The sequence below is a fragment of the Citreimonas salinaria genome (genome assembly GCF_900107235.1).
GTDB classification, from domain to species: Bacteria; Pseudomonadota; Alphaproteobacteria; order Rhodobacterales; family Rhodobacteraceae; genus Citreimonas; species Citreimonas salinaria.
Genome location: NZ_FNPF01000010.1, coordinates 42,360 through 66,331, shown reverse-complemented (window position 1 = coordinate 66,331; position 23,972 = coordinate 42,360). Strand labels below are relative to the sequence as shown.

General features: G+C 65.0%; 38 protein-coding genes and 1 tRNA gene. 10 read left to right on the top strand and 29 right to left on the bottom strand.

Annotated features, from left to right (window positions below):
- Positions 1-12: 12 nt before the first annotated feature.
- The 27 genes from BLW27_RS13125 to BLW27_RS13005 all read right to left on the bottom strand — a co-directional run bounded on the left by BLW27_RS13125 (position 13) and on the right by BLW27_RS13005 (position 14,474).
- Positions 13-1,656, bottom strand: a complete 1,644-nt coding sequence (locus tag BLW27_RS13125; RefSeq protein ID WP_089883847.1) for a hypothetical protein — start codon at positions 1,654-1,656, stop codon at positions 13-15.
- Complete coding sequence (locus BLW27_RS13120) at positions 1,653-2,216, bottom strand: MT-A70 family methyltransferase (RefSeq protein WP_089883846.1); 564 nt, start codon at positions 2,214-2,216, stop codon at positions 1,653-1,655. Before BLW27_RS13120 ends, BLW27_RS13125 begins: the two co-directional genes overlap by 4 nt.
- On the bottom strand, positions 2,216-2,593 hold the full coding sequence (locus BLW27_RS13115) for a ubiquitination-like system serine protease family protein (protein WP_218141117.1): 378 nt from the start codon (positions 2,591-2,593) through the stop codon (positions 2,216-2,218). Before BLW27_RS13115 ends, BLW27_RS13120 begins: the two co-directional genes overlap by 1 nt.
- A gap of 68 nt (positions 2,594-2,661) precedes the next feature.
- Entirely contained in the window at positions 2,662-3,228 is a 567-nt protein-coding gene (locus tag BLW27_RS13110; RefSeq protein ID WP_089883845.1) for a phage protein Gp27 family protein, read from the bottom strand.
- A gap of 2 nt (positions 3,229-3,230) precedes the next feature.
- Entirely contained in the window at positions 3,231-3,527 is a 297-nt protein-coding gene (locus BLW27_RS13105) for a VpaChn25_0724 family phage protein (protein ID WP_089883844.1), read from the bottom strand.
- A gap of 4 nt (positions 3,528-3,531) precedes the next feature.
- The gene (locus BLW27_RS13100) at positions 3,532-3,876 is read right to left on the bottom strand and encodes a DUF2730 family protein (protein ID WP_089883843.1); all 345 of its coding nucleotides are present in this window, start codon (positions 3,874-3,876) and stop codon (positions 3,532-3,534) included.
- On the bottom strand, positions 3,873-4,163 hold the full coding sequence (locus tag BLW27_RS13095; protein WP_089883842.1) for a hypothetical protein: 291 nt from the start codon (positions 4,161-4,163) through the stop codon (positions 3,873-3,875). Before BLW27_RS13095 ends, BLW27_RS13100 begins: the two co-directional genes overlap by 4 nt.
- Positions 4,160-4,723 carry a holin family protein gene (locus BLW27_RS13090; protein WP_089883841.1) on the bottom strand — a complete coding sequence of 188 codons (564 nt, stop codon included), beginning with the start codon at positions 4,721-4,723 and terminating at the stop codon, positions 4,160-4,162. Before BLW27_RS13090 ends, BLW27_RS13095 begins: the two co-directional genes overlap by 4 nt.
- Positions 4,714-5,334 carry a holin-associated N-acetylmuramidase gene (locus tag BLW27_RS13085; protein WP_089883840.1) on the bottom strand — a complete coding sequence of 207 codons (621 nt, stop codon included), beginning with the start codon at positions 5,332-5,334 and terminating at the stop codon, positions 4,714-4,716. Before BLW27_RS13085 ends, BLW27_RS13090 begins: the two co-directional genes overlap by 10 nt.
- 73 nt (positions 5,335-5,407) lie before the next feature.
- Positions 5,408-5,809 carry a hypothetical protein gene (locus BLW27_RS13080; RefSeq protein ID WP_089883839.1) on the bottom strand — a complete coding sequence of 134 codons (402 nt, stop codon included), beginning with the start codon at positions 5,807-5,809 and terminating at the stop codon, positions 5,408-5,410.
- On the bottom strand, positions 5,806-6,069 hold the full coding sequence (locus BLW27_RS13075; protein ID WP_089883838.1) for a hypothetical protein: 264 nt from the start codon (positions 6,067-6,069) through the stop codon (positions 5,806-5,808). The genes BLW27_RS13080 and BLW27_RS13075 overlap by 4 nt, the downstream gene beginning before the upstream one ends.
- Entirely contained in the window at positions 6,066-6,509 is a 444-nt protein-coding gene (locus BLW27_RS13070) for a gp16 family protein (protein ID WP_089883837.1), read from the bottom strand. Before BLW27_RS13070 ends, BLW27_RS13075 begins: the two co-directional genes overlap by 4 nt.
- Positions 6,509-6,763, bottom strand: a complete 255-nt coding sequence (locus BLW27_RS13065) for a DUF2312 domain-containing protein (protein ID WP_089883836.1) — start codon at positions 6,761-6,763, stop codon at positions 6,509-6,511. Before BLW27_RS13065 ends, BLW27_RS13070 begins: the two co-directional genes overlap by 1 nt.
- Positions 6,764-6,773: 10 nt before the next feature.
- Positions 6,774-7,433, bottom strand: a complete 660-nt coding sequence (locus tag BLW27_RS13060; RefSeq protein ID WP_089883835.1) for a DUF3164 family protein — start codon at positions 7,431-7,433, stop codon at positions 6,774-6,776.
- Positions 7,430-7,669 carry a hypothetical protein gene (locus tag BLW27_RS13055; RefSeq protein ID WP_089883834.1) on the bottom strand — a complete coding sequence of 80 codons (240 nt, stop codon included), beginning with the start codon at positions 7,667-7,669 and terminating at the stop codon, positions 7,430-7,432. The genes BLW27_RS13060 and BLW27_RS13055 overlap by 4 nt, the downstream gene beginning before the upstream one ends.
- Complete coding sequence (locus BLW27_RS13050; RefSeq protein WP_089883833.1) at positions 7,669-8,058, bottom strand: hypothetical protein; 390 nt, start codon at positions 8,056-8,058, stop codon at positions 7,669-7,671. Before BLW27_RS13050 ends, BLW27_RS13055 begins: the two co-directional genes overlap by 1 nt.
- Complete coding sequence (locus BLW27_RS13045; RefSeq protein ID WP_089883832.1) at positions 8,058-8,420, bottom strand: hypothetical protein; 363 nt, start codon at positions 8,418-8,420, stop codon at positions 8,058-8,060. The genes BLW27_RS13050 and BLW27_RS13045 overlap by 1 nt, the downstream gene beginning before the upstream one ends.
- Positions 8,417-8,971, bottom strand: a complete 555-nt coding sequence (locus BLW27_RS13040; protein WP_089883831.1) for a helix-turn-helix domain-containing protein — start codon at positions 8,969-8,971, stop codon at positions 8,417-8,419. Before BLW27_RS13040 ends, BLW27_RS13045 begins: the two co-directional genes overlap by 4 nt.
- Complete coding sequence (locus BLW27_RS13035; RefSeq protein WP_089883830.1) at positions 8,968-9,747, bottom strand: AAA family ATPase; 780 nt, start codon at positions 9,745-9,747, stop codon at positions 8,968-8,970. The genes BLW27_RS13040 and BLW27_RS13035 overlap by 4 nt, the downstream gene beginning before the upstream one ends.
- 19 nt (positions 9,748-9,766) lie before the next feature.
- Positions 9,767-11,872, bottom strand: coding sequence for a transposase domain-containing protein (locus BLW27_RS13030; RefSeq protein WP_089883829.1), 2,106 nt, complete (start codon positions 11,870-11,872; stop codon positions 9,767-9,769).
- Positions 11,869-12,705, bottom strand: a complete 837-nt coding sequence (locus tag BLW27_RS13025) for a ParB/RepB/Spo0J family partition protein (RefSeq protein ID WP_089883828.1) — start codon at positions 12,703-12,705, stop codon at positions 11,869-11,871. Before BLW27_RS13025 ends, BLW27_RS13030 begins: the two co-directional genes overlap by 4 nt.
- Positions 12,698-12,955 (bottom strand): hypothetical protein, encoded by a 258-nt coding sequence (locus tag BLW27_RS13020; RefSeq protein WP_089883827.1) that lies wholly within the window; start codon positions 12,953-12,955, stop codon positions 12,698-12,700. The genes BLW27_RS13025 and BLW27_RS13020 overlap by 8 nt, the downstream gene beginning before the upstream one ends.
- On the bottom strand, positions 12,948-13,157 hold the full coding sequence (locus tag BLW27_RS20755; RefSeq protein ID WP_143042265.1) for a hypothetical protein: 210 nt from the start codon (positions 13,155-13,157) through the stop codon (positions 12,948-12,950). Before BLW27_RS20755 ends, BLW27_RS13020 begins: the two co-directional genes overlap by 8 nt.
- Positions 13,150-13,389, bottom strand: a complete 240-nt coding sequence (locus BLW27_RS13015; protein ID WP_089883826.1) for a helix-turn-helix domain-containing protein — start codon at positions 13,387-13,389, stop codon at positions 13,150-13,152. Before BLW27_RS13015 ends, BLW27_RS20755 begins: the two co-directional genes overlap by 8 nt.
- Before the next feature lie 274 nt (positions 13,390-13,663).
- Positions 13,664-13,879: a hypothetical protein gene (locus BLW27_RS20750; RefSeq protein ID WP_143042264.1), complete on the bottom strand. Its 216-nt coding sequence runs from the start codon at positions 13,877-13,879 to the stop codon at positions 13,664-13,666.
- 38 nt (positions 13,880-13,917) lie between these two features.
- On the bottom strand, positions 13,918-14,154 hold the full coding sequence (locus tag BLW27_RS20745; protein WP_143042263.1) for a hypothetical protein: 237 nt from the start codon (positions 14,152-14,154) through the stop codon (positions 13,918-13,920).
- A gap of 62 nt (positions 14,155-14,216) precedes the next feature.
- Entirely contained in the window at positions 14,217-14,474 is a 258-nt protein-coding gene (locus BLW27_RS13005) for a hypothetical protein (RefSeq protein ID WP_089883824.1), read from the bottom strand.
- A gap of 96 nt (positions 14,475-14,570) precedes the next feature.
- On the opposite strand from BLW27_RS13005, the gene BLW27_RS13000 reads away from it, so the two are divergent.
- From BLW27_RS13000 to BLW27_RS12970, 7 genes are all read left to right on the top strand, one after another.
- Complete coding sequence (locus BLW27_RS13000) at positions 14,571-15,368, top strand: XRE family transcriptional regulator (protein WP_089883823.1); 798 nt, start codon at positions 14,571-14,573, stop codon at positions 15,366-15,368.
- A gap of 81 nt (positions 15,369-15,449) precedes the next feature.
- Complete coding sequence (locus BLW27_RS12995) at positions 15,450-15,854, top strand: hypothetical protein (RefSeq protein WP_089883822.1); 405 nt, start codon at positions 15,450-15,452, stop codon at positions 15,852-15,854.
- 78 nt (positions 15,855-15,932) lie between these two features.
- Complete coding sequence (locus tag BLW27_RS12990; protein WP_089883821.1) at positions 15,933-16,118, top strand: hypothetical protein; 186 nt, start codon at positions 15,933-15,935, stop codon at positions 16,116-16,118.
- A gap of 47 nt (positions 16,119-16,165) precedes the next feature.
- Positions 16,166-17,008, top strand: coding sequence for a hypothetical protein (locus BLW27_RS12985; RefSeq protein ID WP_143042262.1), 843 nt, complete (start codon positions 16,166-16,168; stop codon positions 17,006-17,008).
- A 217-nt stretch (positions 17,009-17,225) separates the two neighbouring features.
- Complete coding sequence (locus BLW27_RS12980; protein ID WP_143042261.1) at positions 17,226-17,792, top strand: hypothetical protein; 567 nt, start codon at positions 17,226-17,228, stop codon at positions 17,790-17,792.
- An 18-nt stretch (positions 17,793-17,810) separates the two neighbouring features.
- Complete coding sequence (locus BLW27_RS12975) at positions 17,811-18,557, top strand: hypothetical protein (RefSeq protein WP_143042260.1); 747 nt, start codon at positions 17,811-17,813, stop codon at positions 18,555-18,557.
- A gap of 41 nt (positions 18,558-18,598) precedes the next feature.
- Positions 18,599-19,459 (top strand): DNA adenine methylase, encoded by an 861-nt coding sequence (locus BLW27_RS12970; protein WP_089883817.1) that lies wholly within the window; start codon positions 18,599-18,601, stop codon positions 19,457-19,459.
- A gap of 646 nt (positions 19,460-20,105) precedes the next feature.
- Here BLW27_RS12970 and BLW27_RS12965 read toward each other — a convergent pair.
- The gene (locus BLW27_RS12965) at positions 20,106-20,588 is read right to left on the bottom strand and encodes a hypothetical protein (protein WP_089883816.1); all 483 of its coding nucleotides are present in this window, start codon (positions 20,586-20,588) and stop codon (positions 20,106-20,108) included.
- Positions 20,589-20,998: 410 nt separating this feature from the next.
- On the opposite strand from BLW27_RS12965, the gene BLW27_RS12960 reads away from it, so the two are divergent.
- Positions 20,999-21,922: a lysozyme inhibitor LprI family protein gene (locus BLW27_RS12960; protein ID WP_089883815.1), complete on the top strand. Its 924-nt coding sequence runs from the start codon at positions 20,999-21,001 to the stop codon at positions 21,920-21,922.
- Between the two features lie 188 nt (positions 21,923-22,110).
- On the opposite strand, the gene BLW27_RS12955 is transcribed toward BLW27_RS12960, so the two are convergent.
- Positions 22,111-22,187, bottom strand: a tRNA-Ile gene (locus BLW27_RS12955).
- A 101-nt stretch (positions 22,188-22,288) separates the two neighbouring features.
- Here BLW27_RS12955 and purM point away from each other — a divergent pair.
- Positions 22,289-23,335 (top strand): phosphoribosylformylglycinamidine cyclo-ligase, encoded by a 1,047-nt coding sequence (gene purM / locus BLW27_RS12950; protein WP_089883814.1) that lies wholly within the window; start codon positions 22,289-22,291, stop codon positions 23,333-23,335.
- Positions 23,332-23,922, top strand: coding sequence for a phosphoribosylglycinamide formyltransferase (gene purN / locus BLW27_RS12945; RefSeq protein ID WP_089883813.1), 591 nt, complete (start codon positions 23,332-23,334; stop codon positions 23,920-23,922). The genes purM and purN overlap by 4 nt, the downstream gene beginning before the upstream one ends.
- The last annotated feature ends 50 nt before the right edge of the window (positions 23,923-23,972 follow it).

The window sequence follows — 23,972 nt, the reverse complement described above, 5'->3', positions numbered from 1 at the left end:
CCCATTCCCCATTCAGTAGGTCCCGCCGCGCATTCCGGCGCCCAGCGGCGGGCGCCACCAGTCGCGGGAATCGTTGTCCAGGTCGTCGCCGAGCCCGTCGGCGCTGTTCGGGCCGGTGCGCACCGACTCGTAGCCGTACTCGGTCACCTCGGAGCGGGAGGCGTGGAAGGCCAGCGCGCAGGCGATCGCGCTGTCGCCGTGCCGATCAAGGCCGTCCGACCCTTTGAAACGAAAATTCTCCGGCACGCGGATGATGCCGCCCACGAACTGCAGCGCCTGGTGGTCGCGCAGGACGTCCTCGTGTTGTGGCAGGATGATGGTCCGATCGCCGAACGCCTCGATGTAGGGAGGCATCTCCATCTCGTACCAGGAGCGGCTGAAGCTCACCTCGACGATGCGCGCCCCGTAACGCTGGGCCGCGACCTCGGCGAGATAGGCGCCGTTTCCGGTCCGATCCATCGCGCCCTTCTGGAAGTTCGGGATCCGGTCTAGCAGCCAGAACAGCACGTCGCGCTGCTGGTCGAACGGGATGTTGCGCAACTCGACGATCAGCTTCGTGCGGCGGACCAGGTCGACGCCCTGTTCCAGGATGACGATGTCGGTCGCGTCGCCGGAGCGCGCGAAGTCCTCGCCCATGAAGTGCTGGCGGCGCGGATCGAGGGTTTGAAGGACCTGCTTAAGGTGCTGTTCACACCACGCTTCGGCGGCTGCCTTGCGGTGCTCGGCGGGCGCGTTCTTGAAGCTGTCGGGCATCATCCAGCGCTGGAACGGGATGCCGCTCTCCATGCAGTTCTCGATCTGGACGCGGGTCAGGGCCGCGCCCTGCATCTCGGCCGGGACCGCGTCGAGCTCTTGGCTCATCGCCGCCTCGCGGGCGCCATAGGACGTCCGGATCGTGCTCTCCCAAGCGTCTTGCGCCTCTTGGCTCCATGTCTGGCCTCGCATCAGGCAGACCCTGCGGAACAGCCCGTTCCTTACCGCGTCGCCGAAGGTGTAGCGGTGCACCTTGTAACCGTTCTTGCCCGCCTTCGCCTCGCGGATCAGCTCGTTGAACGGGTTGAGGTGGCCGTTGTGGGTCGAGATGATCCGGACCTTGCCGCCCCAGATCAGCATGGCGTTCACCGCGTCGATCACGTTGCGCACGTCCTTGTGGAAGGCGGCCTCGTCGATCACCACCGTGCCCTGCAGACCCCGGATGTTTGCCGGGTTGGAACTCAGCGCCTCGACGCGGAATCCGGACGCGAACCGGACGCGGTAGGCGCTGATGTGCTTGGTCGAGCCGTCGGGCTGCTGGTCCTCGAACAGGAACTCCTCGATCTCGGCGACTTCGCCGGCGATGACCTTGGCGAAGTGCGCCACGTAGCCGATCGCCTCGCGGCCCTTGTCTTTCGTGTCGCCGATGTAGAAGCAGTTCTGCCCGCCGGCGGACTTGCCGGCTGCGGCCGTCAGGGTGCAGCCCAGCATCTCCGCGAAGGTGATCCCGGTGCGGCGGCCCTTTTCGCAGACCTTCAGGTCGGACAGGTCCTCGAGCCACGCCTTCTGGTGCTCCATCAGGATGCCGTCGGCGAGCGGGTCGAGGTCCTCCGGGATCTGCGCGCCGCGGGGCAGTGCATCGGGAAGCTGCTCGGAATCGCGCGACAGGACGGGCGTGTTCATGCCGCGAACCTTCCGACCTCGTCGCCCATCGCGTCCCAGCCCGGGCGGGCCTGGCGCGAGAACAACTCCAGGCGCTGAACGTCGGGGCAGAGCGCCTCGGCCGCGGCGAAGGCCTCGTCGGGCTTGCGCGAGTGTTCCCGAATAGGGCCCTCGATGACCGATCGGACGGAGCGGGAGCAGCACGGCTCGCCCACGGTGCCGATCAGGAAGGGCTCACCGGCGCAGCGCAGGATGTAGCCTGTCCCGAACGCCTGCCTTCCGCTGGCGGTCTTCTTCGACCAGTGGCCCGCGGTCTTAAAGGTGAAGCCCCACGCGGCCATGACTTCGAAGGCTTGCGGCAGCATCGGGTTCGTCGCCCACAGCCACAGAACGCAGTCCCGGCCAGCGAGATCGCCGACGCGCATGCGCTTGATCGCGTCGAGGTCCATGCAGTCGTACTGCGCCTGCGCAGCCTTCGCCTGGCCCGCATCGGAGCGCAGCTGATACGCCCAGGGCGGATCCGCCATGATCAGCCCGTATCGGAATAGCGGCGCGGCCTCGATGCTGTTGAAGGTGGCCATCAGCAGCGCTCCCAATAGCCGTCACGAAGCCAGCCGTGCCAGCCGCAGTCGCGCTGATGCACGGACGGGTGCAGCGTGGGTTCATTGGTGGACCCGTTCCAGCGCCAGCTCGGGCCCGCCATGTGTGGCTTGTGCTCCATGCCGACCGTGATCCTCGAAACTGCGCCGCACCCGCAGGGGCAGACGAACCATAGGGCCGACACTCGGCTGGAGCCGGGGTCGGAGAACCAGACCGCGCCTGGCTGGCCGCTGGCGCGGTGAGCGGCACGGTCGACGTAGGGCAGGGCGCGCAAAGGGCTGGCGCCGGTCGGCAGATCCTGCCGGGCCGCCTCGATCGCCTCGGAGTGGATACCGATCGCGTCGCTGATCTCTGTCACGGTGAACCCCTTTGCCAGCAGCTCTGCGACGACATGACGCCAAACGTCGTCGCGGGATACGGTGCCGGTCACTTCTTCAGCCCCAGCACCTTCGAGCGGATTGCCGCGAACATCTCCGGGCTGAGACCTTGTTCGCCCTCCAGCTTCTCGAGGTTCTCGGCCATCTCGGCCTGTGCAGCCTCGCGCGCCTCGCGCGCCACGCGGCGACGCTCGTCCTCGAGCAGCTTCTCCCGCATGCCCGAGCTTGCCATCAGGTCTTTCAGCATGCGCCCCAGCGCCATCAGGTCCTTGGGCTCCAAGTGGCCGTCTTCCTCGCGCACGGACTGCATCATGTGCACGGCCGACGTCGCGATCATCTGCATCAGGACGCGGTGCAGCTCGCCCTCGGCCTCGATGTCGAGATCCGACAGCAGCGTCTCGGCCATGGCGAAGGCTTCGCGCTGGTCCTTCAGCGCCTTGGAGAACCGCCCGACAGCAGACTTACCGACCGAGACTTCCAGGCCGGCCTCCTCCAGGCGGAAGTTCAGGGCCTCGGTCACATCCACGATGTCGCCGAAGCCCCGCTGGGCAAGTTCCTCGGCAAGCCACTGGCGCAGTTCGGGCGGGATCAGGTCGAGTTTTGCGGGCGCCGGCATGCTCAGCTCCCGGGGCGCGGGCGATGGATGCCCGGATAAGTGACAACGCCCTCGGCCACCTCGACGCCGCGGCCGGTCGCGGTGGCGACGATGAAGCCAAGCGGCGTCTCGATCGTCAGCAGACCCTGCTCTTTGAGCCAATGGACCTCGCCTGCCACCTGGTCGCGCGTGTAGGCGATGCCGCAGCTCTGCAGCAGGCCGGTCATCATCGACACGTTCGACGTATAGCCCGGCGCATCGGCAAGCAGCCGCAGGATGGCGATCCGGGCATGCTCGCGCAGCTGTTCTGCATAGCTCATTGTCTCAGGCCTTCTTGTTGAGCAGGTAGTCTTCGATGCGCCGCGACGTCTCGGACAGCGCGTTCATCGAGTCGCGGTTGGCGCTCATCGCGCGCTCGATGCTGCTGAGCTGCCCTTTCACCTCGGTCAGCCCGAGCTGGACTTTGTGCAGTTCCTCGCGGCCTGGCAGCGAGTCTACGGTCTGCTCGAGGCGTGCAATCCGGTTCTCGTGACGGTCCATGCGATCGCTGCCGATCTTGAACCGATCGTCGACAGCGGTCCGTCGCGTGCGGATCACGGCGAACACCATCGCGGCGATCGAAATGAAGAATGACGCAGCCTTCAACGTCAGGTCGAAATCGAGTGTCACGTCGGCGCGCCCCCGGGCGTGACTTCGTACAGCATGAAATGCGAGCCCAGCTCCGCGATGCAGGCAATGCCGCTAGGCAGCACGCGCAGGATCGTCCAGGTGCCCGTGTCGTGGTTGGCCCAGATTTCCATGAGTGTGCCGTTGGCCGACAGACCCATGCCGATCCGCTCCTCGCTGTGAGTTCCAGCACGGACCTCCATCGCGTCGGCGTGAGGGACGCAGCCGGATTGCGCGATGGCGCTGGTGGCAAACAGCGTGACGACGAACGCCGCGATCAGACTCTTCATGGGGCCTTCCTTTCCTGGCGGCGGGCGATGATGGCGTCGAGGGCCGGATTGCTCCCGGGCGGGCGCCTGGCCCGAGGCTCGGGTTGCTCGGTAACGGGCGCCGGCTCGGCGCCCAGGCCCTCGATCTCGCGGATGGTCTCGACCGCATTGCGTACAGCCTCGGGGCGCGGCGCCTGAATCGAGCGCGACTTGTGCAATTCGCGGGCCCCGAAGAAGAAGCCGACGATCGCGCCGAGGAGATACCAGAGCGGCTCTGGCACCTGCTGAAGCGCCACCATGCGGGCGGCGAACCAGACGGGGTCGGCCATCGCGGCCGCGAACAGGCCGATGGTGCCGAACGCCATCAGCGGGCGCGGCAGACGGTTCAGACCGTCGACGAACCCGTCGAACCAGGTGGTCCTGGTGCCGCCGAATTCGGCCGCGAACTGCGCCAGGGCCGCATTGCCGGCTTCATGGACGCGGCCGGACTGCTTTTCGGCGTTGACGCGGAAGACCTCGGCCGTCTCGGCGACGACGTTGCGCCCGCCGCCGAACAGCGCAGCCAGCCAGTTCAGCCCCATGCCGACACCCGGGCGGCGAACTCGGCCCCCGTCATGTGGAACTCGGGCGAGATGAACTCCTCGGCCCGCTTAATCCAGCCGCCCTTGCCGCCTGCGCGGGTGCGGGCGTACTTGCGCGAGGCCGGCCGGCGATCCGCGAGGCTGAGGTAGTAGTTACGCCGAGCGATGCCGTAAGCGTCCACCAGGTCGCCGTCGGCTTCGTCATAAGCCGCCTGCGCGATCCGGATGGTCTGCGGCCCGATCGCGCCATCGACGGCGATGTCGTAACCGAGATCCGCCAGCAGCTGCTGCAGGATCTTCACGGCGTTGGAGCCGGCGTTGACCTGCATGTCGAAGAGGGTCGCGTGCAGAGCCTCGGGCAGGGCCGCGATGCGCGGCTTCCGGAAGTAGTGCTCGATGAAGATGTCGATCGCCTGGTCGCGACTGAGGCGCTTCACGTCGGCCACGTCGACGTCGCCGTCGCGATCGAGGTCCAGCCCCAGCCGGCGCATCGTATGGATCGTGACGCCGTGGTTGGTGGCGCCGCCGGGATCGTCACGATCGTTCACGAACCCGCCTTCGCGGGCGACGATCTCGTCGGCGATCTGTCGGACGGTGGGTCGATCGGACATTGTAGAAGCTCCTTTGGATGGAGCCAGAATGCCGGTTTGAACGGGGGTGTTACGGACGCAAGGGTTTGCCCGGTCAGAACAGCCGCAGCTGCCGACTCTCAGGCGCTTCGGCCGGATGGCTCGCGCCGTGCGGCGAACTCTTGAGGTAGGAGCGGACCTGGACATCCGAACGCCCACAGAGCCGAGCAATCTCCGCGACCGAGCGGCCTTCCGCTCTCAACGCGTGGGCGACCCAGCCGCGCGCGGTCGGAACGCGCGCCCGGTCATGCGGCAGCCGCTTGCCCAGGGCCTTGAGCCGAAGCGGTCCGACGAGCGCTTCGGCCTCCGATTTGCCCTTCGGGTCGTTCGGAAAGTAGATGGTGGAGCCGCCGAACTTGAGCAGGAACTCCACCGTCAGCGCAGGGCCGAGCATCTCGACGAACGGGTCGAGGTTGGCGGGGTGGCGCGGGTAGCGGATGGCGGGGGTGCTGGTCATTCGTCCACCTCGACGCGGGGCATTCGACGGCCCCGGCCGCGTAGGGGCTGGTTATGCTCCCACGCCGTCACAACGGTCTCGCCTTCGAGGTGGAATCGCATTCCCTCGATGACAACACCGTTCATGCCTTTATGGCCTTCGCAGGCCGCGTCGATCCGCCGCCCGAGGGAACATCGCAGGGCTTCCACGTCTATGCCCTGCGCGCGCTCGAAGTAGCGGAGCAGGGCATGATCGGTGACATGGAAACGGGGCTTTTTCACCGGCGCACCCCGCTCCAGTCGAACTCGATGCCGGCGCGGTCGATCCACGCGCGCAGCGCCTGGATGACGGCATCGATCTTGTCCGCGTCGCGCAGCATGTCGATGTCGGCCGGAACGCTGCCCCACGCCTTCTCGAACCGGCTGCGGACGAAGGCGTTCAGGCCGGCGCGGTCGGGGCGTTCCAGCTGGCCGGCATCGCCCAGCGCGCGCCACAGGACGTGCACCAGGCGCAGGTCGCCTCGCGGTGCTTTGGCGCGCCGTCCGCCCTTGGGCTTGAACCCGCGGCCCTTCAGTGCGCCCAGGATCACCTCCAGCTCGGGCTGGGACATGTCCTTGAGGGACGCCTTGCCCGTCAGGCGCTCCTGCATGGTGCGACGCGTGTCCGCGTCGATGCTCAGCTCGCGGCAGGCGACGTGGATGAGGCGGATCGAGGCGGTCATCAGGCCATGCCCATCGCGGACTTGTACATCTCGAGCACCGCTTCTTCCTCGGCGATGTCGTCGGGCTCGCGCTTGCGAAGAGCGATGACCTTGCGCAGAACCTTGGTGTCGTAGCCGCGCCCCTTGGCCTCGGCCATGACCTCCTTCTGCTGGTCGGCGATCTCCTTCTTCTCGACCTCGAGCCGCTCGTACCGCTCGATGAACTGCTTCAGCTCGCCGGCGGCGACGCCGTAGGATTCGGTGGTGTCATCCATGGTGCCGCCCTCACGCCTTCGCCAGGTCGATGGTGACCGTCTGCCAGGGCGCGTCGAAGCTCTCGCGCATCTGGATCCGGTAGTAGGTCTTCGAGCCCACCACGCGGATCGCCTCGCGGATCGCGTCCATCGCGCGGTTCCAGCGCTTGTCCTCGACATCGAGCCGCAGCAGCGTGAACAGCAGGGCGCGGTTCACCTGGCCCTCCTTGTCGGTGTTGAAGGTGTTCGTGATCAGCGCACGCACCTCGGGCCGGCTGTCGGCCGACCATTCGTTCAGGCACTCGTCGAGCAGCTGCTTGGCGACCTGGAGCTCCGGGCCGAAGTCGAGCAGGTCGGCGACGCGGACCTCGATCTTCATCAGGCCGTCGTGGGTCTGGTAGGTCCGGTTGCCCTTCTTGCCGCCCTTGGTCAGGCCGTATTCCTGGTCGAGGATGGCGTCGAAGGCACCGAGGTCCTCGTAGGTGTGCTGCTTGAACCGCGAGACCTGCGCGCTCAGCGCCAGCGCGAAGCCCATGATCTTCCGGACCGTTTCGTCCTCGAGCAGGTGCTGCGGCTTGATGAACCGGACCGGCGTGTAGCCGCCACGGCCGTCGCCGAGGCAGATGTCGCCGTTGACGGTGATCCGGCCATCGGGGACCGGGGCCGGCGTGGGGGTAGAATGCTCATTCATTGGATCGTCTCCTGGCTGGAAGTGGCGCGGGCGGCGTCGGCGACGCCCGCCAGCACAGCGTGGTGCGCCTGCTGACAGGCCGGGCCCGCGCCGGTGCACTCGATCAGCGCGGCCATGGCCTCGATCTCGTCATAGGTGACCATGGACGTGCCGCGACGGCCCTTGCCGTCGATCTTGGCGATCGCGGAGCCGGCAAGGCTCAGCATCTCGCCTTCGGTGAGGGGTCGGATACGCATCAGTGCTCTCCTGTGTTCGTGGGTTCAGTGACGGTGGCGGGGGGCGCGGCGGGGCTATCGTCCAGCACCGCGTCGATCAGCGACGGCTCCTCGGCCAGCTGGTCGAGCAGGCGCTCGGCGAGGTCCGCGATCGACAGGCCCCGCCGTACGGCGGGTTTCTCAAAGCAAACCCGCATGAAGGGGGTCAGCTTGATCCGGGTCTGGCACAGAGTCCGCGTGGTGCCTGGGCGAGGGCCTCCCACGAAGCGTGGAATGTCCTCGCCGCGCCGGCGCGCGGTGGTGATGCAGGAGTAAACAGTGTCCGGGCTGACATCGAGCTGCTCCGCGATCTCGATCGGGCGAACCCTCTCGCGGGCCAACCGCAGGATCTCGGCGTTCGTATGGGCCATCAGCCGTCCTCCGAGTTGCGGGGGCAGCGGGCGCAGGCGCGGAACATGGTCACGTCCATCGAATTCCCGTTCCGGAAATCCCGCGACCGCCGGCGCCATTTCAGGCAGACCTGCTTGCCGATCTCGCCCAAGACCGGGCATTCGACCGTCTCGGCCATCAGGGTGCCGCGAACGCTGGTCTCGATCGACTTGGTGCCGGCTGCGTACTTTCCGCGCAGGACCGCGCTGACAGCGCCGGCCGTGTAGCCGATGGTCTGTGCGGCCCGGTTTTGGCTGGTGCGGTCGCACTCGCGCGCAAGCGCCTCGATCCAGTCGGGCAGGTCGACGCCATGTGCGTCGCGGGCGGTGTCCAGCGCGCTCATGCCCGTGCCCTCCGGCCCTGCGGCAGGAACTCGTCGGTGTTGGGATCGTGCAGCACCGAGACACGCCGGACGACAGGCGCGTCCGGACCGGTGTTCGCGATCAGGCGGTACATCGCCTCGCGACGCCCCGGGACGGCCCGGTCGATGACCTTCAGGTATCCGGCCTCCAGAAGGGCACGGCAGTAGGACCGGGCCTTCTCGATGCTGACCTCGACGCCGCCCGCGTTCGACACGAGCGTGATGTCGAGCGGGCTGAACTGGCGGTATTGGCGCATCGCGCGCCACATGTTGCCCTCGGGCGTTTTCACGTCCTGGGCGACGGTCACCAGATCGACGCGCTGCTCGGCAGCGATGTAGTAGCGGATGCGATCATCCTTGCGGGAGAGCACGATCGCGCCGTCGTCTTGCCAGCGGCGGATGTACGATCGAGCAGTGGCGACCGGGAGGCCTACGCGCTTCATCAGATCCTCGACGCAAAACTCGCCCATCGAGCGGACCCTCTCCAGCGCGGCGGTGCGGCGGGCTTCGGCGGTACGGCGGGCGTCGGTCATGCGGCACCCTTCTTGCGCGTGACCGCGGCCGATCCACGGCTGCTGCGGAAGTCCTCGACCTGGCGGACGGCGGGCGGCTGTCCGGTGTGGAAGGCGCGGTCGCCCCACATCGACAGATCGGCGCGCTTGGCGCCCCGCGTGCGCGCCAGCTCGCGGACGCGGCCGAGGTTGACGGCGACGCGGCGGATGGATCCGCCAGAGGCATCGACGATCGCGCGCAGCAGGTCCGTGTCGACATCGAGACCGCTGGCGTAGATCAGGGCGAGCTGCTCGGCATCGGCCTGGTTGCACGGCAGGGCGGGCTCCCACGCCAGCATCCGGTTGTGGATGTTCTCCCAGCGCGTCAGGTCCTGCGGCAGCTTTTCCTCGCCAACGAGGATGACCGGGGCCTGACAGCTCTCGTAGAGATCGCGGGTGAGCTCGATCATGCGCTTGCGCAGCAGGTACTGTGCGTCGTCTATGATCAACGGCCGATCGGTGCGGGCCAGTTGCGCGCCGATCGTGTCGACCATGCGGGCGACGCCGCGCACCGCGGGCAGACCCATCTCGCGCATGATGGCCTCGGCGAGGTAGGTCGGCGTCCAGCAATCCTTGACCTGTATGACGTAGGCGTTGAACTCGTTCGCGACGAAGGTCACGCCGGTGGTCTTGCCCCAGCCCGAGGGGCCGTAATATGTGGCCATGCCGGGCAGGCCGAAGGTCCGGTTCTGCACCTGCTCGACCAGCGCCATCAGGACGCCGACGTTGCGCAGCGGGGCGATGCTTGCGGGGATCATTCTCTGCTCCTCTCCCTCGTTATTCGTCTTTGGCGGCGCTGGCGCGCATGCGCGTCCAGGCCCGGTATTCAGCGGACTGGCTGTACTCGGTGAGCCAGAGCCGCTGCTGCTCGGTCAGGGGGTGGCCGTCGGCCTCTATGGCCTCCAGCTCCAGCGCCCGGTCGAAGCGGGTCTGCGGGTCGTCCTCGGGTTGCGCCGGGCGGTGCTCGGAAAGCCGCGTGACCTGGGCTTCCAGGCGCGCCTCGGCCTCGACCTCGTCGGTGGTCGGACGGCGCACGGCAGACTTCGGCGCTTGACGGTGGTTGGGTACCAGGCGCACCACCTCGGCCTCCGGCAGATCGTCGGCCTGAACCGTTTGGCCGGCAGCGCGCAGTCTCGCGGCAATCTCAGTGTCCGTCAGAGCCTTGTGGGCGGCTGCCTCCGCTTTCGTAGCCTTCGCGAAGGCCGAGAGCTTGCGCGCGTGATCGCGTGCGTCGTCGACCGACAGGAAGTCTCCCGGCGCGAGGACGTCGGCGTCGCCAAGATAGCGACCCTCCAGATCGTAGATCCGCAAGCCATCGAGCAAGGCATCGGGATCGAAGCGCGCGACGACTTTCTGGCCGGCGACCTGGTACATCCACGGAGCCCAATATCGGTGGCCGTAGAGCTTGAGCTCGCCGTTCTTGCTGTCGCCTCGCACGCCCTCAGCGCGCAGCAGCCACAGGAGCTGCTGTTCCTCGGTCGCCTTGCGGACCGGCGAGGTCTTGTAGCTCTCGTTGAACACATCGTCGAAGGAGCGTTTGAAGGCCACGTCGGACCGGCGATCGCGCCGTGCGTTGTGCGCGGCGATCTCGCGCTCGAGGACTGCCTTGAACTCGGACAATGGGATCGCCCGGTCGCCGTAGTTCTCGGGCTTCGCGTCGGGACGGTTGCCGGTGTAGGCGCCGACGAAGGCGGGGTGCTTGGCGACACGGGCGCAGAAGTCCTTGAATGCCCGCTCGATCGGCTTGGCCTGACCCCACGCGGGTTGCGCCCAGTGAACGTGGACGCCCAGCATGGTCAGAAGCCCGGGCACATCGTCGTCGCGGATCTTGAAGCGGAACCGCGTCGGAGTGCCCCCTGTCATCGCCTTCGCTGCGAACTCGCGGCCGTTGTCCAGCAGGGCATGAAAAGGGATGCCGTAGCGCTTCACAAGATCGCCGAAGCACAGCTGCACAGTGTGGCTGTTCGCGGTGATCGACAGCCGCCAGGCAAGGAACTTGCCGGAGTAGATGTCACTGAACGCGATCATCTGGACTCGCACCGGCTTTTGCTCGCCCGGCCAGAGCACGAAGACGTCGAACTTATGATAGTCGCCCTGAACGGCTTCCATCGCGTGCATGGACATCTTCGAACGCGTCTGGTGGGGGAAGTACCGGCGCAGGCCGTGCACGCCTTCACGGTGAAAGATGCGAATGTGGTCGGGAACTGTGGCGTTGATGACGCGCCGGATCTTCCAGAGCGGTGCCGTTTGCACGGCTTCCGACCGGGCAATGTCGGTCGCCCAGCTGTAGGCGGCGGAAAGATCCGGAGCCGACTGCGTCAGCCAAGCCGATTTTACTAGCTCAAGGAAGCGTTCCGGAACCTCGGTCTTTGGCTGAGCGGAGCCGCCGGCGCCGGGCACCAGGTAGGCGAGCCGATCCGCATGCGCGATCCCGTTCACCAATCCGATCCAGTTCCAAAGCGTCTTTTCGCTCTTGCCGTGCTTCGCCGATGCGGTTCGAACCGCCTCAGACCGGGTGAGGCCCGCGCATTCGAGCGCATCGATCTCGTCCAGCGCCGCCAGCCGACCCTCGGCCTTGCGCTTCGCGCTGTCCTTCGCCGCGTCGAACTGGGCCCATGCCTCGGCTCGATCAAGCCGCTCGCTCGGCCGGTCCTTTGCCGAGATGAGCGCAATCGCTGCGCGCGTCGGGAACAGGCTATGGTGATACTCGAGCCCGCCACCCCGTCCGGCCCGGCGCCGCACCTTGCCGGGCTGGTTCGCCCAGCCGTTGCGCCGCGCATGCTCGTTCACGCCGCGCGTGGTCGCCGGCATGTCGGGCAAATCCGCCGCGGCGATCTCGGCGGCGCTCCACCAGGTCTTCTGCGGGACGTCGGGTTCGCTCATGCGTCACCCAGTTCGGCCAGGGCCGCGGCGACGTCGTCGCCATGCTCCTCGAGAAAACGACGGCGCGCGGCCTTGTTGGCGCGGCACCAGGCGTCGGCGAGACGCAAGTATCCTGCCTCCGTTGCATCGCGCGGGGCGGGCCCTTCGCCTCGATCGGCCCGATACGCCCTGCGGGCCGTGGCGGCATTCTTCGCAGTCCCGGTGGCGAGGGCTTCGACCACCGCATAACGCTCGGGCGTGTTGTTGATCTTGGACAGCTGGTAGAGGTCGTTCATCGAAACGCGGCGCGGCGCGGCTTCCAGAGCCTTCGCCTGGTCAGGAGCGAGCGTTCGCCCGGCGCTCACGATGCGGCGGACCTGCCGAGGCGTGACACCCAGCACCGCACCCACGAAATCAGCAAAGGACATTTCTGTCCGTTGCTGGCCATGTCGGGCCAGACCACCTGCCACGCCGCCAGCCGTCTCCGGGTGCAGCTTGACATACGCGTCGTGCCGGGCGGCGAGGCTGCGGGCCAGACCGATCGGCGTCAGGTGCGCCATAGCGAGATTGGCATCCGTCTCGAAGAAGCGCGCTTCGGCCTGGCTGCAGTGCCAGACACGGGCGAGGATAGTCTCCAGCCCCAGCTCGTTCGCCAGCGTCAGGCGGTGCGCGCCGTCGATGAGCTCGTAGCCGGACTTCGCCTTGCGGACGTGGATTGGCGTGGTGAAGCCGCCGTGATCCTCGTAAGACTGCCTTAGCGCGGCGACGGCGTCCGTCGAAACCGCCCGGATGCGCGACAGGATCGCGATCTCGGCGACCGGAATTTCCTTGAAAGTGTCGATGTCCTTAGCCATTGGCGCGCGCCTCCTTTTCAGCGGCGGGGCGGGCGAGGGCGGCGCGCAGACGGCAGAGGACCGCGAATGGGTGGTCTGGCGGCACGTCTGGCTTCGGGTATATGTGCCGCCCCATGACTTTTTCGGCGTCGGCGTCGGCAGCGGCAACCCGCAACGCGTCCCGTTCCGCCTCGACCTCGGCCAGCAGACCGGCCACGCGGTCGATCTCGCCGTAAAGCCCGGTCCTTTTCACGCCTGCCCGATCAGACATCGCTGCGATCCTCCTCGACCGTGGCGGGCAGCGTTGTGCAGGGCACGCCCCAAAACGGGTGCAAGCCGCTGGCCGGATCGAACACGCGGGCATCTTCGACTCGAGAGCGCACCGGCTCGCGCGTCAGCGCCTCCACAACCGCCCTCGGCGTGAAGACCGGGGCTCCCTGCAGTTCGCTAGTGGGAGGGGAATTCTTAGCCATTCTTTCGCGGCCCTTTCGTCATGCGGTAGTACCAGCGCGGCTCGCCGTTCGGCCCGTCGTGCCGCTTGCTGCAGGCGATCTCCGCGCCCAGGCAGCGAAGCTCCGAGATGCAGGCGGACACGGCTGCGATCTTGGCGCGCTCCATAATCTCGAGCGTCGAATGCTCGCGGCGGTCGCTCAACATCTTGGTCAGGCGCGCCAGGCGGGCGGACTTGATCGAGGCGTGCTTCACAGGACTTCCCTCGACATCCAGTCAGCTGACGCGGACTTCGTCCGGCAGCCAGGGCACATGCGGTGGTGCGGTCCTTCCGACCGAAAGAGGGCGCTGCAGCTGATGCAGGGACGCATCTTGCTGGCGGCGCGGCGCGCCAGGCGCTGCCGGCGATCCTCGGCTTCCTCGTGCCTCACGTATGTCGGACTGACCCGGTGCGCGCCGCGGAAGACCGCCCAATATTGCCCGGCCTTGCCCACGCGGAACTCGCTTTGAACGTCCATCAAAGCCCCCTTCAATGCCCGAAGATCAGAGGCACCAGCACGGTCGCGGCGCAGGCCAGGACCACGATGCAAATGCCGGCGATGCTGTCGCCAAGCAGGCTGTCCGAGACGCGGCGCTCGATCTCGCAGAGACGGTTCCAGACCGCGCGCAGGATGTGAGTTGTGGGCGGCCCGGGCTCCCCTGGTGCCCCTGCGGAGTCAGGGGACGGGCGTACCTGCTTCGGCATGCAAGTGTGCGATACAGAGCGGAGTGGAAGGCGCTGCATCACAGCACCCCCACCAGCTTGAAGAGGGCGACCCAAAGCAGCAGGGACACCAGGGTGCCGGGCACGATCCACCATCCGTGTGGCATCGGACGACTTCCTTCTTTTGGTATTTCGACTGGGCGGAGCTGCGGGGTGCGCCCGACGCTCCGGCGCAGCGACGCGATCGAGGCGCGCAGGAGCGTTAGTTCGCGCTGCAGTTCGGGACGTAGCTTCGCCTTGCGCGTCAGCCGGATCATGTTGTCACCTGCTTCGCACCGCCCTCGATTTCGCTCAGATCGTTGGGGGGACGGGGCCGACATCACGCGACCTCTTGCCGGATGCGCTCCGCATAGAGCTTTTCGAACGTGTCGCGCCCGACCGTTTCGATCATGCGCTCACGAAGTTCCTTGGCTTTGGGGCCATTCCAGGCGCCTGTGGCGGCGGCCTTCGCGTTCGTTCCCGCCACGCCGTGCGGCACGCACCATTCTTTAAGATTGGTGCCCATCACTCTCAGGTATCCCAGGAACACGTCATAGAAGATGGGCCCCGGCTGGATGTAGCTCTTTTTTTCAGCCATATGCTTGAACCATAAATTGTGTATGCTCGACCGTGATTTGCGTTCATTCTCAGTTTTGAACGTTATTAACGGTCGTGTCAACGAGAAGCTGCGCAGATGAACGCGGATTACGGTCAACGACTCAAGGCATGGAGGGGACAGCAAAAGCTGTCTCAGCGCAGGCTGGGTTCCGAGCTTGGCGTAAGCCAAGGATACATAAGCGATATCGAAGCTGGACGAAGCGAGCCGTCCCGCAATTTCCTGCGGAAACTGTCTGAACGGTTCGGTGTCAGTGCCGACTGGCTCCTGTACGGCGAAGACCACAAGCTGCTGCATCGCGTTGGGGAGGAGTGGCGCGCGCCGAACCCAGAGGAAGAGCGCGAACTAAGGCTCGGTTTCCAGGCCCGCCGCACCGGTTCAAGAATCGAGCCATCCGAATTCGGAAGGCCGATGCGGGGCGATTTCCACTACGAAGGGCAGGACTTCGTGATGATCAACCGCATGGATCTTTGCGCCTCGGAGCCGACGGGTCTGATTGCGGCTGACGGTGGGCAGCGTGATGCGCTGGCGGTGTCCCGAAGCTGGCTCTTGGAAAACCAGGTTCACCCCGATCTGTCGGTTTTGGTCGAGATGAACGGTGACAGTATGGCGCCAACGATCCCGAACGGCGCTCTGATACTAATCGACTGTATGGACAGAGTCTTCTCAGCGGACGGAGTCTTTGCCTTCAGTCGGGGGGGGAAGTCTTTTGTAAGAAGGCTGGCTTCCCTGGATGTCGGCACCTCACCGCTGGCAGCCGCCTTAGCAGTCATTTCGGATAATCCGAACTATCCCATCGATGTCATTCGTGATTCCGAACTTGAGGGGGTGTCGATCGTTGGCCGCGTTAGGCGTGTCGTTTCAAATATTCTATGAGGTAATATCTGTGGCAAGCGTTCTGATCGTTAGGCGGGCCCGAAGCGACAGGCTCCGACGCTCGGCAAAGGGGTGGGTGAGATGACTTGGTCTTATGGAGCGGTGGTCGCGGCGATCGTCGGCGTCTTCGCGCTCGGCGCAGGTATCGCCAAGCAAAGCCAGGGTGATGACCTCGGCTTTTTCGAGGCCCGAACTGTGAAGGCGGCCGTGCGAAACAAGCTGAAGGATCCCGACAGCGCGCAGTTCGGGGAGATCCATGCGAAGCGCGACGGGCAGAAGATCGACGTCTGCGGCTGGGTGAACGCCCGCAACTCGCTAGGTGGTTACGTGGGCGAGACGCTGTTCATGACATGGTTGTCTGGCGGTGAGCCAGGCGCGGTTGTCCTAGCAAGCGACTCTCCGGAGGTCATTGCCAAGATGTGCATCGACGATGGCATTGATACGCCACGGATCCGAAGATCAGCCGGGTTGCTGGCTGATCTGTAGAGCTTAAGCAGGCAAATGTCGGCCGATCACCTACCGACCAAGCTCGCCTTTCCCGTCACACCTCGAAGGACTCCCTGCATGCCCTGGCCAAACAGCATCCCGCCGGATCTCCGGCATCGCCTCGAGAACGTCCTCTCCCGGCGCGATAGAGGCGCCCCGGAGCTGTGGGGCGAGATCCGCGAATGGCTTGCCGAGCATGGGGTCGAGGCGCCGGAGCGGTTGCCCGAGGACCCGCAGCGGCCGGCGGTGCGGGACGGGCACTGAGCGGGCAGGGTCCCAGACGGGTCAAGTACGGCGGGGTAGGTTCAGGAATGGCAGACAGCGAGAAGCCGAAAACGGATGCAATTGCCAATGACGACAGCCATCGCAGCGGTAGCGGAGGTCCACGCAGAGTTACGCTCGACCTGGACAACCTCGCAGGAAGGCACGGGACCGAGACGGCGTCGCGGAACGTTGATCCGCAGGTGGCAAAGAACATTTCTCAATCCGTTGAACAGGCTCGAAAAGCGATTGCTGGGTTGAACACTCCGAGGCTCGACTTCGCAAAATACACGGAGCCGCTACGAAAGCAGCAAGAGATCATCGACATGATGAGGGAGGCCGATCGAGCGAGACCTAACGGGCACCCACATCTCGATTTCAAGTTTCCGCCGAACCCAGCGGTCGAGACGAATGAGCGCCTCGAACGGATAGAGAAGCGCTTCGAGCAGTTCCAGGAACTCGGCACCCAAGCTGCCGAGACCGGCGTGAACCTGCAGACGGCCGCGTTCGAGTTCCTGGGCAAGTTTGAATCCGCTGCTGCATCGAACGACCGATCGGCGAAGATCGCGATCTGGGTGGGCCTCGCTGCTGTAGTCACTGCCGCAATCGGCGCATCGGCTCCGATCATCTACGCGGAGCTGACCCGACCCCCCGATCCGCTACCGGCACTGAATGCTCGCATGGAGGCACTGCAGTCGGAACTCGTTGGTCTGAGGCAAGACCAGGATGCAGCGGCGCAACGTCTGGTCGAGGTAATCGAGGAGGCTAGTGATAGTCCTGAACGTGCGGCGGTACTTCGCGAGATCAGGGATATTCTCGTGGCCGGTCAAACTCCTCCAGAAACCGACGAGGAAAGGCGGCCTACACAGGACAGTGACGCAACAGTTCGGTAGCTGTAGTTCAGCAGCGTGTGCTAGCCGCCGGGTGGCCAGATGAGTAGACGGATGCGACGTTCGGCTGCTCCGAGATCCGCGAATGGCTGATCGAGCACGCGGTCGAGGCGCCGGAGCGGTTGCCCGAGGATCCGCAGCGGCCGGCTGTAAGGGACGGGCACTAACCTAGACAGCCGCTTCGCGGTAGGCGAAGTTCGCCGGAAACGGGGAGAACTAAATGGCGAACCAAGGAAAGCCTGCGCAGATTCCGGCCGCGCGTCTACGTCTGGACTTAAAGAACTACAGGCATGAACCTGTGAAGCGCGAGGAGGACGCGATCGCCTTCCTTCTACAGAAAGAGAAGGTACTGGAGCTTGCGCTGGACATCGCAGAAGAAGGCTTGAACCCATTGGACAGGCTTGGAGTCGTCGAGATGAAGGGGCCCGGTGCCTCAAAATCTTACGTCGCTGTCGAAGGGAATCGGCGGGTGTGCGCGTTACTGCTGCTCTACACCCCTGAGAAAATCCCTTCGTCGCATCCCAATCGAACGAATGTCGTGAAGCGTCTGGAACGTGCTGCACGTAAGGCAGACCTTCCCCAAAAGGTGGATTGTGTCGTATTCGCGAACAAGAAGGCTGCGAAACCTTGGATCGACCGCATGCACCTCGGTGAGGCTCATGGTCGCTCGCGGAAGAGATGGACTGCGGATCAACAAGAACGTGCCATGGGCGGCGGCCGCAACAAGGACGCCATGGCAATCCTTGATCTGGCAGAGAGGAACGGCCTCATAAGCGCGGACGATTGAGAGAGAAAACTGACGACCGTGCAGCGATACATCGGCAATCCCGCAATGAGGAACTTCCTCGGATTATCTCGTGGTGAGGATGGGCGCTTCTTGGTCCAGCGATCGAAGGAAGACTTCAAGGCGCTTTTCACTCAGTTCCTCAAGGACGTGAGGGATGGAAAGATCTCCTCACGCGCCTATACTGACGATGTCATCGAGTATGCGAAGGACTTGGTTGCAAGCGTCGGGGTGGGCGACGATTTCTGCGACAAGTATGATCTTGCCGACGCTTTCGATGAAGTTGAGGAAGACGTATCGGAGGAAGAAGAGAGCGACGAGGATGAAGAATCCGACGATAACGAGCGCATCCGTCCGCGCACGATGATTGGCAGGAACGCCGATGTCGAGCACGCCCTGGTGCAGGTCAAAAATCAGAAGCTAGAAGCGCTTTACGCATCCTGCTGCGACCTTTCGCTAAGCCGACACACACCACTCATCACGGTCGGGTTCTGGTCGATCCTCGAGGCACTAGCTTCCCTGCACGCCCGTGGCGATGCGAAATTCCAAGATTACTTTGGCAAGGACCGCCTGCGATCACTCGGGTTCACCGACAAAAGAGAGCGGGATGACGTCTGGGAAGCCTTGCAGAATATCTCACGCAAAGGGAACGCCACGAAGCACAGCCCGCGAGCAGCACATTTTGATGGATCTCAGTTGGCGAACGATGTGGACGTCATAGCGCCCTTTCTGAAGGCGGTATGTGATGAAATCTCCACCAGGCCCTAGGGAATGATACCAGTGCACAACGCTTGCTCGGCCGGCCATCTATGACTCGAACCGCATCGCCACTCCGCTATCCGGGCGGGAAGAGTTCGCTAATCCCGCTAGTGGTCGACATCCTTCGCCTGAATCGGCTCGAGGGCGGGCACTATGCAGAACCTTTCGCTGGTGGGGGCGGGCTCGCATTGGCATTGCTCTTCAACGGGCACGTCAGCGAACTACACCTGAATGACGTCGATCATGCCATCGGCTCTCTGTGGCATGCGATGCTGGAGCAGACAGATGACCTTGTCGATTTGATCGTTTCGACCCCGGTCACCATAGACGAGTGGCACCGGCAGAGATCCGTGTATCGGGCAGGCTACAAAGGATCCAGACTACAGTACGGCTTCGCCGCGCTCTTCCTTAACCGGACAAACCGGTCGGGGATCATCAAGGGCGCCGGCGTTATTGGCGGGCTGAAGCAAGAGGGCAACTACAAGCTGGACTGTCGGTTCAACAAGGAGGACATCGTTGCTCGCGTGCGTCGGATCGAAAAATACCGCTCGCAAATACACTTCTCGTTGTCTGATGCGCACGATTTCGTGGACCAGTTGGAGGGCGCGCTGCCGCCTCGGTCGTTGATCTGCTTCGATCCGCCGTACTTTGCGAAAGGATCAGATCTCTACACGAGCTTCTACGAAGCGAGAGACCACGAAGACCTCGCTCAACGCATCTTGTCCGTGAACATCCCTTGGATCACGACCTATGACAACTGCCCCGAGATCGCGGATCTATACAAGCAACGGAGGCAGTTCGACTTGGCAATCCAGTATTCCGTGCAGTCGAAGAGGATGGGCAGCGAGCTCCTGATTCCATCAAAGGGGCTGAGGTTGCCCAGTTGGTTCCGCCAAGGCCAAGCAGCGTGACGAGCTGAGGTCCGTCGCGACAGCCGGATGCCGCTGTCGCCCAAATGGATCTGGCAAAGCCGGCGGCACTCGCCCCTCACCCGACATGGTGCGAAAGAAATCGCTTCCTGGTTTGCCGGAGCTTCGTCGCTGCACTGAAATGGCTAAGTGTATGCGATCACAGCCAAACTCTCTATCTAGGAAGTCACAGGCGAACTTGTCGCGCTACTTCCTAGTTCCGGCGCCGCGATCGGCCTTTGAACCGCTCGTTCACGCGCCCTTCCACGACCGTTTGAACGCTTGTTTATATGGGGTTCCAACGGTGCCTCGGGCGCGACGGCCCGTTGCCGCGCCAGCTTTACATAACGGCCCTTACGGGGCGTTTTCGCGTCCGACTGAAAAACACCAGAGAGGTTCGCCGCAGGGCAGGGGGCTCCAGCTAACCCATTGATGCTGCGCCGATCCCACGTCTTCCGACGTCTTCGAGCCTCTTCCGGGCACCACTGTAAAAGACTGTGTCACCCCACATTGTTGTAGCGTGACGAAGATCTTTGCAGTGAATTACGCAGTCTTTTACAGCAACGCGATTTCCTGAAACGGGCCCTTCAATGGGTTTCAGGGTCGTTTGAACAGCGCTGCGAGCGATTCCACCACGCTCCGAAGAACGTCACTTCGCCCGAGGAGTCTGTCGATCGATGGAAGCTTCAAGAGAGGCTCCGAGATCGTCGACAACACCGGGACGATCACCGACCTCCGTCTCGGAAAAGAGCGCGGCCTGCATGTCGCGAATGCGGACAGGGTCTGGGCGGCTACCGCCCCCGTGGCCGTCACTTTCGGCGATGTGACCACTGATACCGCCGCCAATCTGCCGATCGAGTTCTTCGCCATTCCGCTTCGGGGCGGCTCCGCCGAGAACGCCATGGTAGTCTACCTCATAGGCGATCCGGCCGTTGGCACCGGTCAGGGTGAAGATGTCGGCCGCGCCACTGAATGGCCTGGTCGCGCTACGGTTGGACCCGCTGATCCTTACGTCGTCGGAGTCCAGGATGCTCCGCGTCCCGCGCCACCCGTCCGAGATGTATTCCCTTGGCGGCGCGGCCGGAGGCGCATCTCTTACCGGTCGCTGTTCGGCGAACTTCGCGAGCCACATCACCGCATGCCAGCGGGTCACGGCGAAGTGCCAAGGGCACCTGCCTCGTCGGCGAACGCACGGCTGCCGTCCGGTCAGATCTCGATGCTGTAGGACTTCATGATCCTGAGGCCGATGATGGTAGCCCCTCTGCACGTAAACCCCTGACGGCCCGTCGCACCTCTGGTTTTCCACTTTCGCCCGAGTTTGCAGCGACTTCAGCGCAGCGGGCGGTCCTGTCGCGAGCGCCAGGGAGTGGCGCAAATGCGGCGGCGCGCTGACCGGGACCGGTGACCGCTGATGAGAGGCTTGGGCAGGCGGCAGTGGAAGCCGAGATGGCATCGCGACGAGGCTGCGCTTCGCCGTGCAACTACTCCGGCTTGGCGCCGTTGTGTTCGCAGCTGGTGCAATGTCGAGGTGATCAGGTGAAGATGAGACACGCGCTTTTCGCCATCGCGTTCTCTGTCGGCGCGGAGAGTGCGAGCGCCGAAACCCCCTCCTGGTGCAGATCTCCCGACCTGAACACGAGCGAAAGAACGATATGTTCGAACGCGGTTCTGAGCCTGCTCGACCAAAAGCTGAACACGGCATACCAACAGGCGAGGCGGATCGACGGCGATCTTGATCAAGGTCGGTGGCTTGCGAGCCGCAACGAATGCGGGCGGGACATCGCTTGCCTCGAGTACACCTACAGGGATCGCATCGCCGAGCTGCGCGCTATCGCCCAGCCCGCCGGCGAAACGAACCGCGGATACGACGCTGACAGCGATGGACGTGAGACAGGGATCTCCCCGATCCTCAGGCGTCCACCGGCAGACAACCCGATGGCAGAATATGGCCTTCGGTCCTGGCTAGGCGATTCCAACCTGCCGCCGGATGAAGGCGCCGCCGATCGGGCCGACGGCAGCTTCGACCCGGCATCGGCGGTCTGGCTGAAGCTTGACGCGATGATACCGCGGCCCTGGTGCGACGCCACGCGCCTAAACCCAACAGAGCGGACGATCTGCGACAACCGCGACCTCTCGCGGCTCGACGCAATGCTCGAGCTTGTCTACGGGCGAGCCAAGGCGAGCGACGAGGACCGCGCGCAGTTGCAATGGTTGCGTTCTGAGCGGGATTCCTGCGGCAGAGATCTCGACTGCATCGCGATGACCTATGCCGATCGGATCAAGGAATTGAACGAGCCGTTCGAGCGCGAAGTGGAACGGCGCCATGACGTGCATGTACCAGCTGGCCATCTGCCGCCGCCGGGGCTGTGCCAAGTCTGGTATCCTGATCGTCCGCCGGGGCAGCAGCCGCCACCGACGGACTGCGGCATTCCGGTTCCCCCGGGCGCCGTGTTGATCGAGGGATAGGCGCCGCCCCGGGTGTCAAGCGGTGGTCAAAATTGACACGCAGCTTGGATTCCGTAGTCCCCCACCTGATTGCCACTTCCGCGTAAGCTCCGAGGGGCGTGCCCGCCTCACAGGGCGGGCATGACGGATTGCGCGGGTGCGCAGGTGTCCCACGCCACGCAAAATCGGGTGATTTGCAGTTGTTTGTCTGGTAGGCCCGGAGGGACTTGAACCCCCAACCAAGGCGTTATGAGCGCCCTGCTCTAACCAATTGAGCTACAGGCCCACCGTGACGTTTCCCTAGCAGAGCCGCCCTGCTGGTCAAGCCGAGAGATTGCAGCACCCCGCGCGATCGGCTAAGCGCCTGCCAAAGCGGAGTGACAGGCTATGAGCGAAAAGGGCAGCGGGCAGACCTACAGCGCGGCGGGCGTCGACATCGATGCCGGCAACGCACTGGTCGAACGCATCAAGCCGGCGGCGAAGCGCACCGATCGGCCCGGCACGATGGCCGGCCTCGGCGGTTTCGGCGCGCTGTTCGACCTGAAGGCGGCAGGCTACGACGACCCGGTTCTGGTCGCTGCGACCGACGGCGTCGGCACCAAGCTGCGCATCGCCATCGACACCGGGCACGTCGCGGGCGTCGGCATCGACCTCGTGGCCATGTGCGTCAACGACCTAGTGTGCCAAGGGGCCGAACCGCTGTTCTTCCTCGACTATTTCGCTACCGGAAAGCTGGACACCGATACGGCCGCGCAAGTCATCGAAGGAATTGCCGAGGGCTGCGCGCAGGCCGGCTGCGCGCTGATCGGCGGCGAGACGGCAGAGATGCCGGGCATGTATCCCGCGGGCGACTTCGACTTGGCGGGCTTTGCCGTCGGCGCGATGCAGCGCGGCACGGCACTGCCGGCCGGCGTGGCTGCGGGCGACGTGCTGCTTGGGCTGGCGTCCGACGGGGTGCATTCGAACGGTTACAGCCTCGTGCGACGCATCGTCGAGCGCGCGGGCCTGGACTGGGACGATCCCGCGCCCTTCGGGGACGGCGCACTGGGTGCGGCGCTTCTGACGCCCACGCGGCTTTACGTGCGCCCGGCGCTGGACGTGATCCGCGCGGGCGGCGTGAACGCGCTGGCGCACATCACCGGCGGCGGCCTGACCGAGAACCTGCCGCGCGTTTTGCCCGACGGGCTGGGCGCGACGATCGACCTGAACGCCATCGCGGCACCACCGGTCTTCAGTTGGCTGCGCGAGGTCGGCGGAGTGGATCAGGCCGAGATGCTGCGCGCCTTCAACTGCGGCATCGGCATGGTCGTAATCGCGGCAGCGGACCGCGCCGAGGCGCTGTTGGATCGGCTTCGCACTTCGGGCGAGACGGTATTCACGCTCGGCCGCGTCACCGAGGGGCAGGGGGTCACCTACGACGGCCGGCTGGCGTGACGCGCGTCGGCATCCTGATCTCGGGCAGCGGTTCGAACATGGAGGCGCTGGTCGACAGCATGACCGGCGATCATCCTGCGCGCGCTTGCGTGGTGCTGTCGAACGTGCCCGGCGCCGGCGGGCTGGCAAGGGCCGCTGCGCGCGGCGTGGCCATCGAGACGGTCGACCACCGCGCCTTCGGCCGCGACCGTGCCGCGTTCGAGACCGCGCTGGACGCGGCCCTTGCGCCGCACGCGCCGGACATCCTGTGCCTCGCTGGCTTCATGCGTGTCCTGACAGCGGATTTCGTGTCCCGTTGGGCAGGCCGGATGCTGAACATCCACCCCTCGCTGTTGCCGAAATACCGCGGGCTCGACACCCATGCCCGCGCGCTGGCGGCGGGAGAGGCCGAACATGGCTGCACCGTGCATGCGGTCACGCCCGCGCTGGACGACGGCCCGATCCTGGGCCAGGCGCGGCTGCGCATCGCGCCCGACGACACGCCCGCGACGCTGGCCGCGCGGGTCCAGCTGCTCGAGCACCGGCTCTACCCGCTGGTCCTGCGCCGCTTCGCCGAGGGCGAGACCGACCCCGTCATGCTGGACTGACGGGACACGTTCCAATCCGCGTGTCCTTCGCCTATCAAGGGGTGCCGACG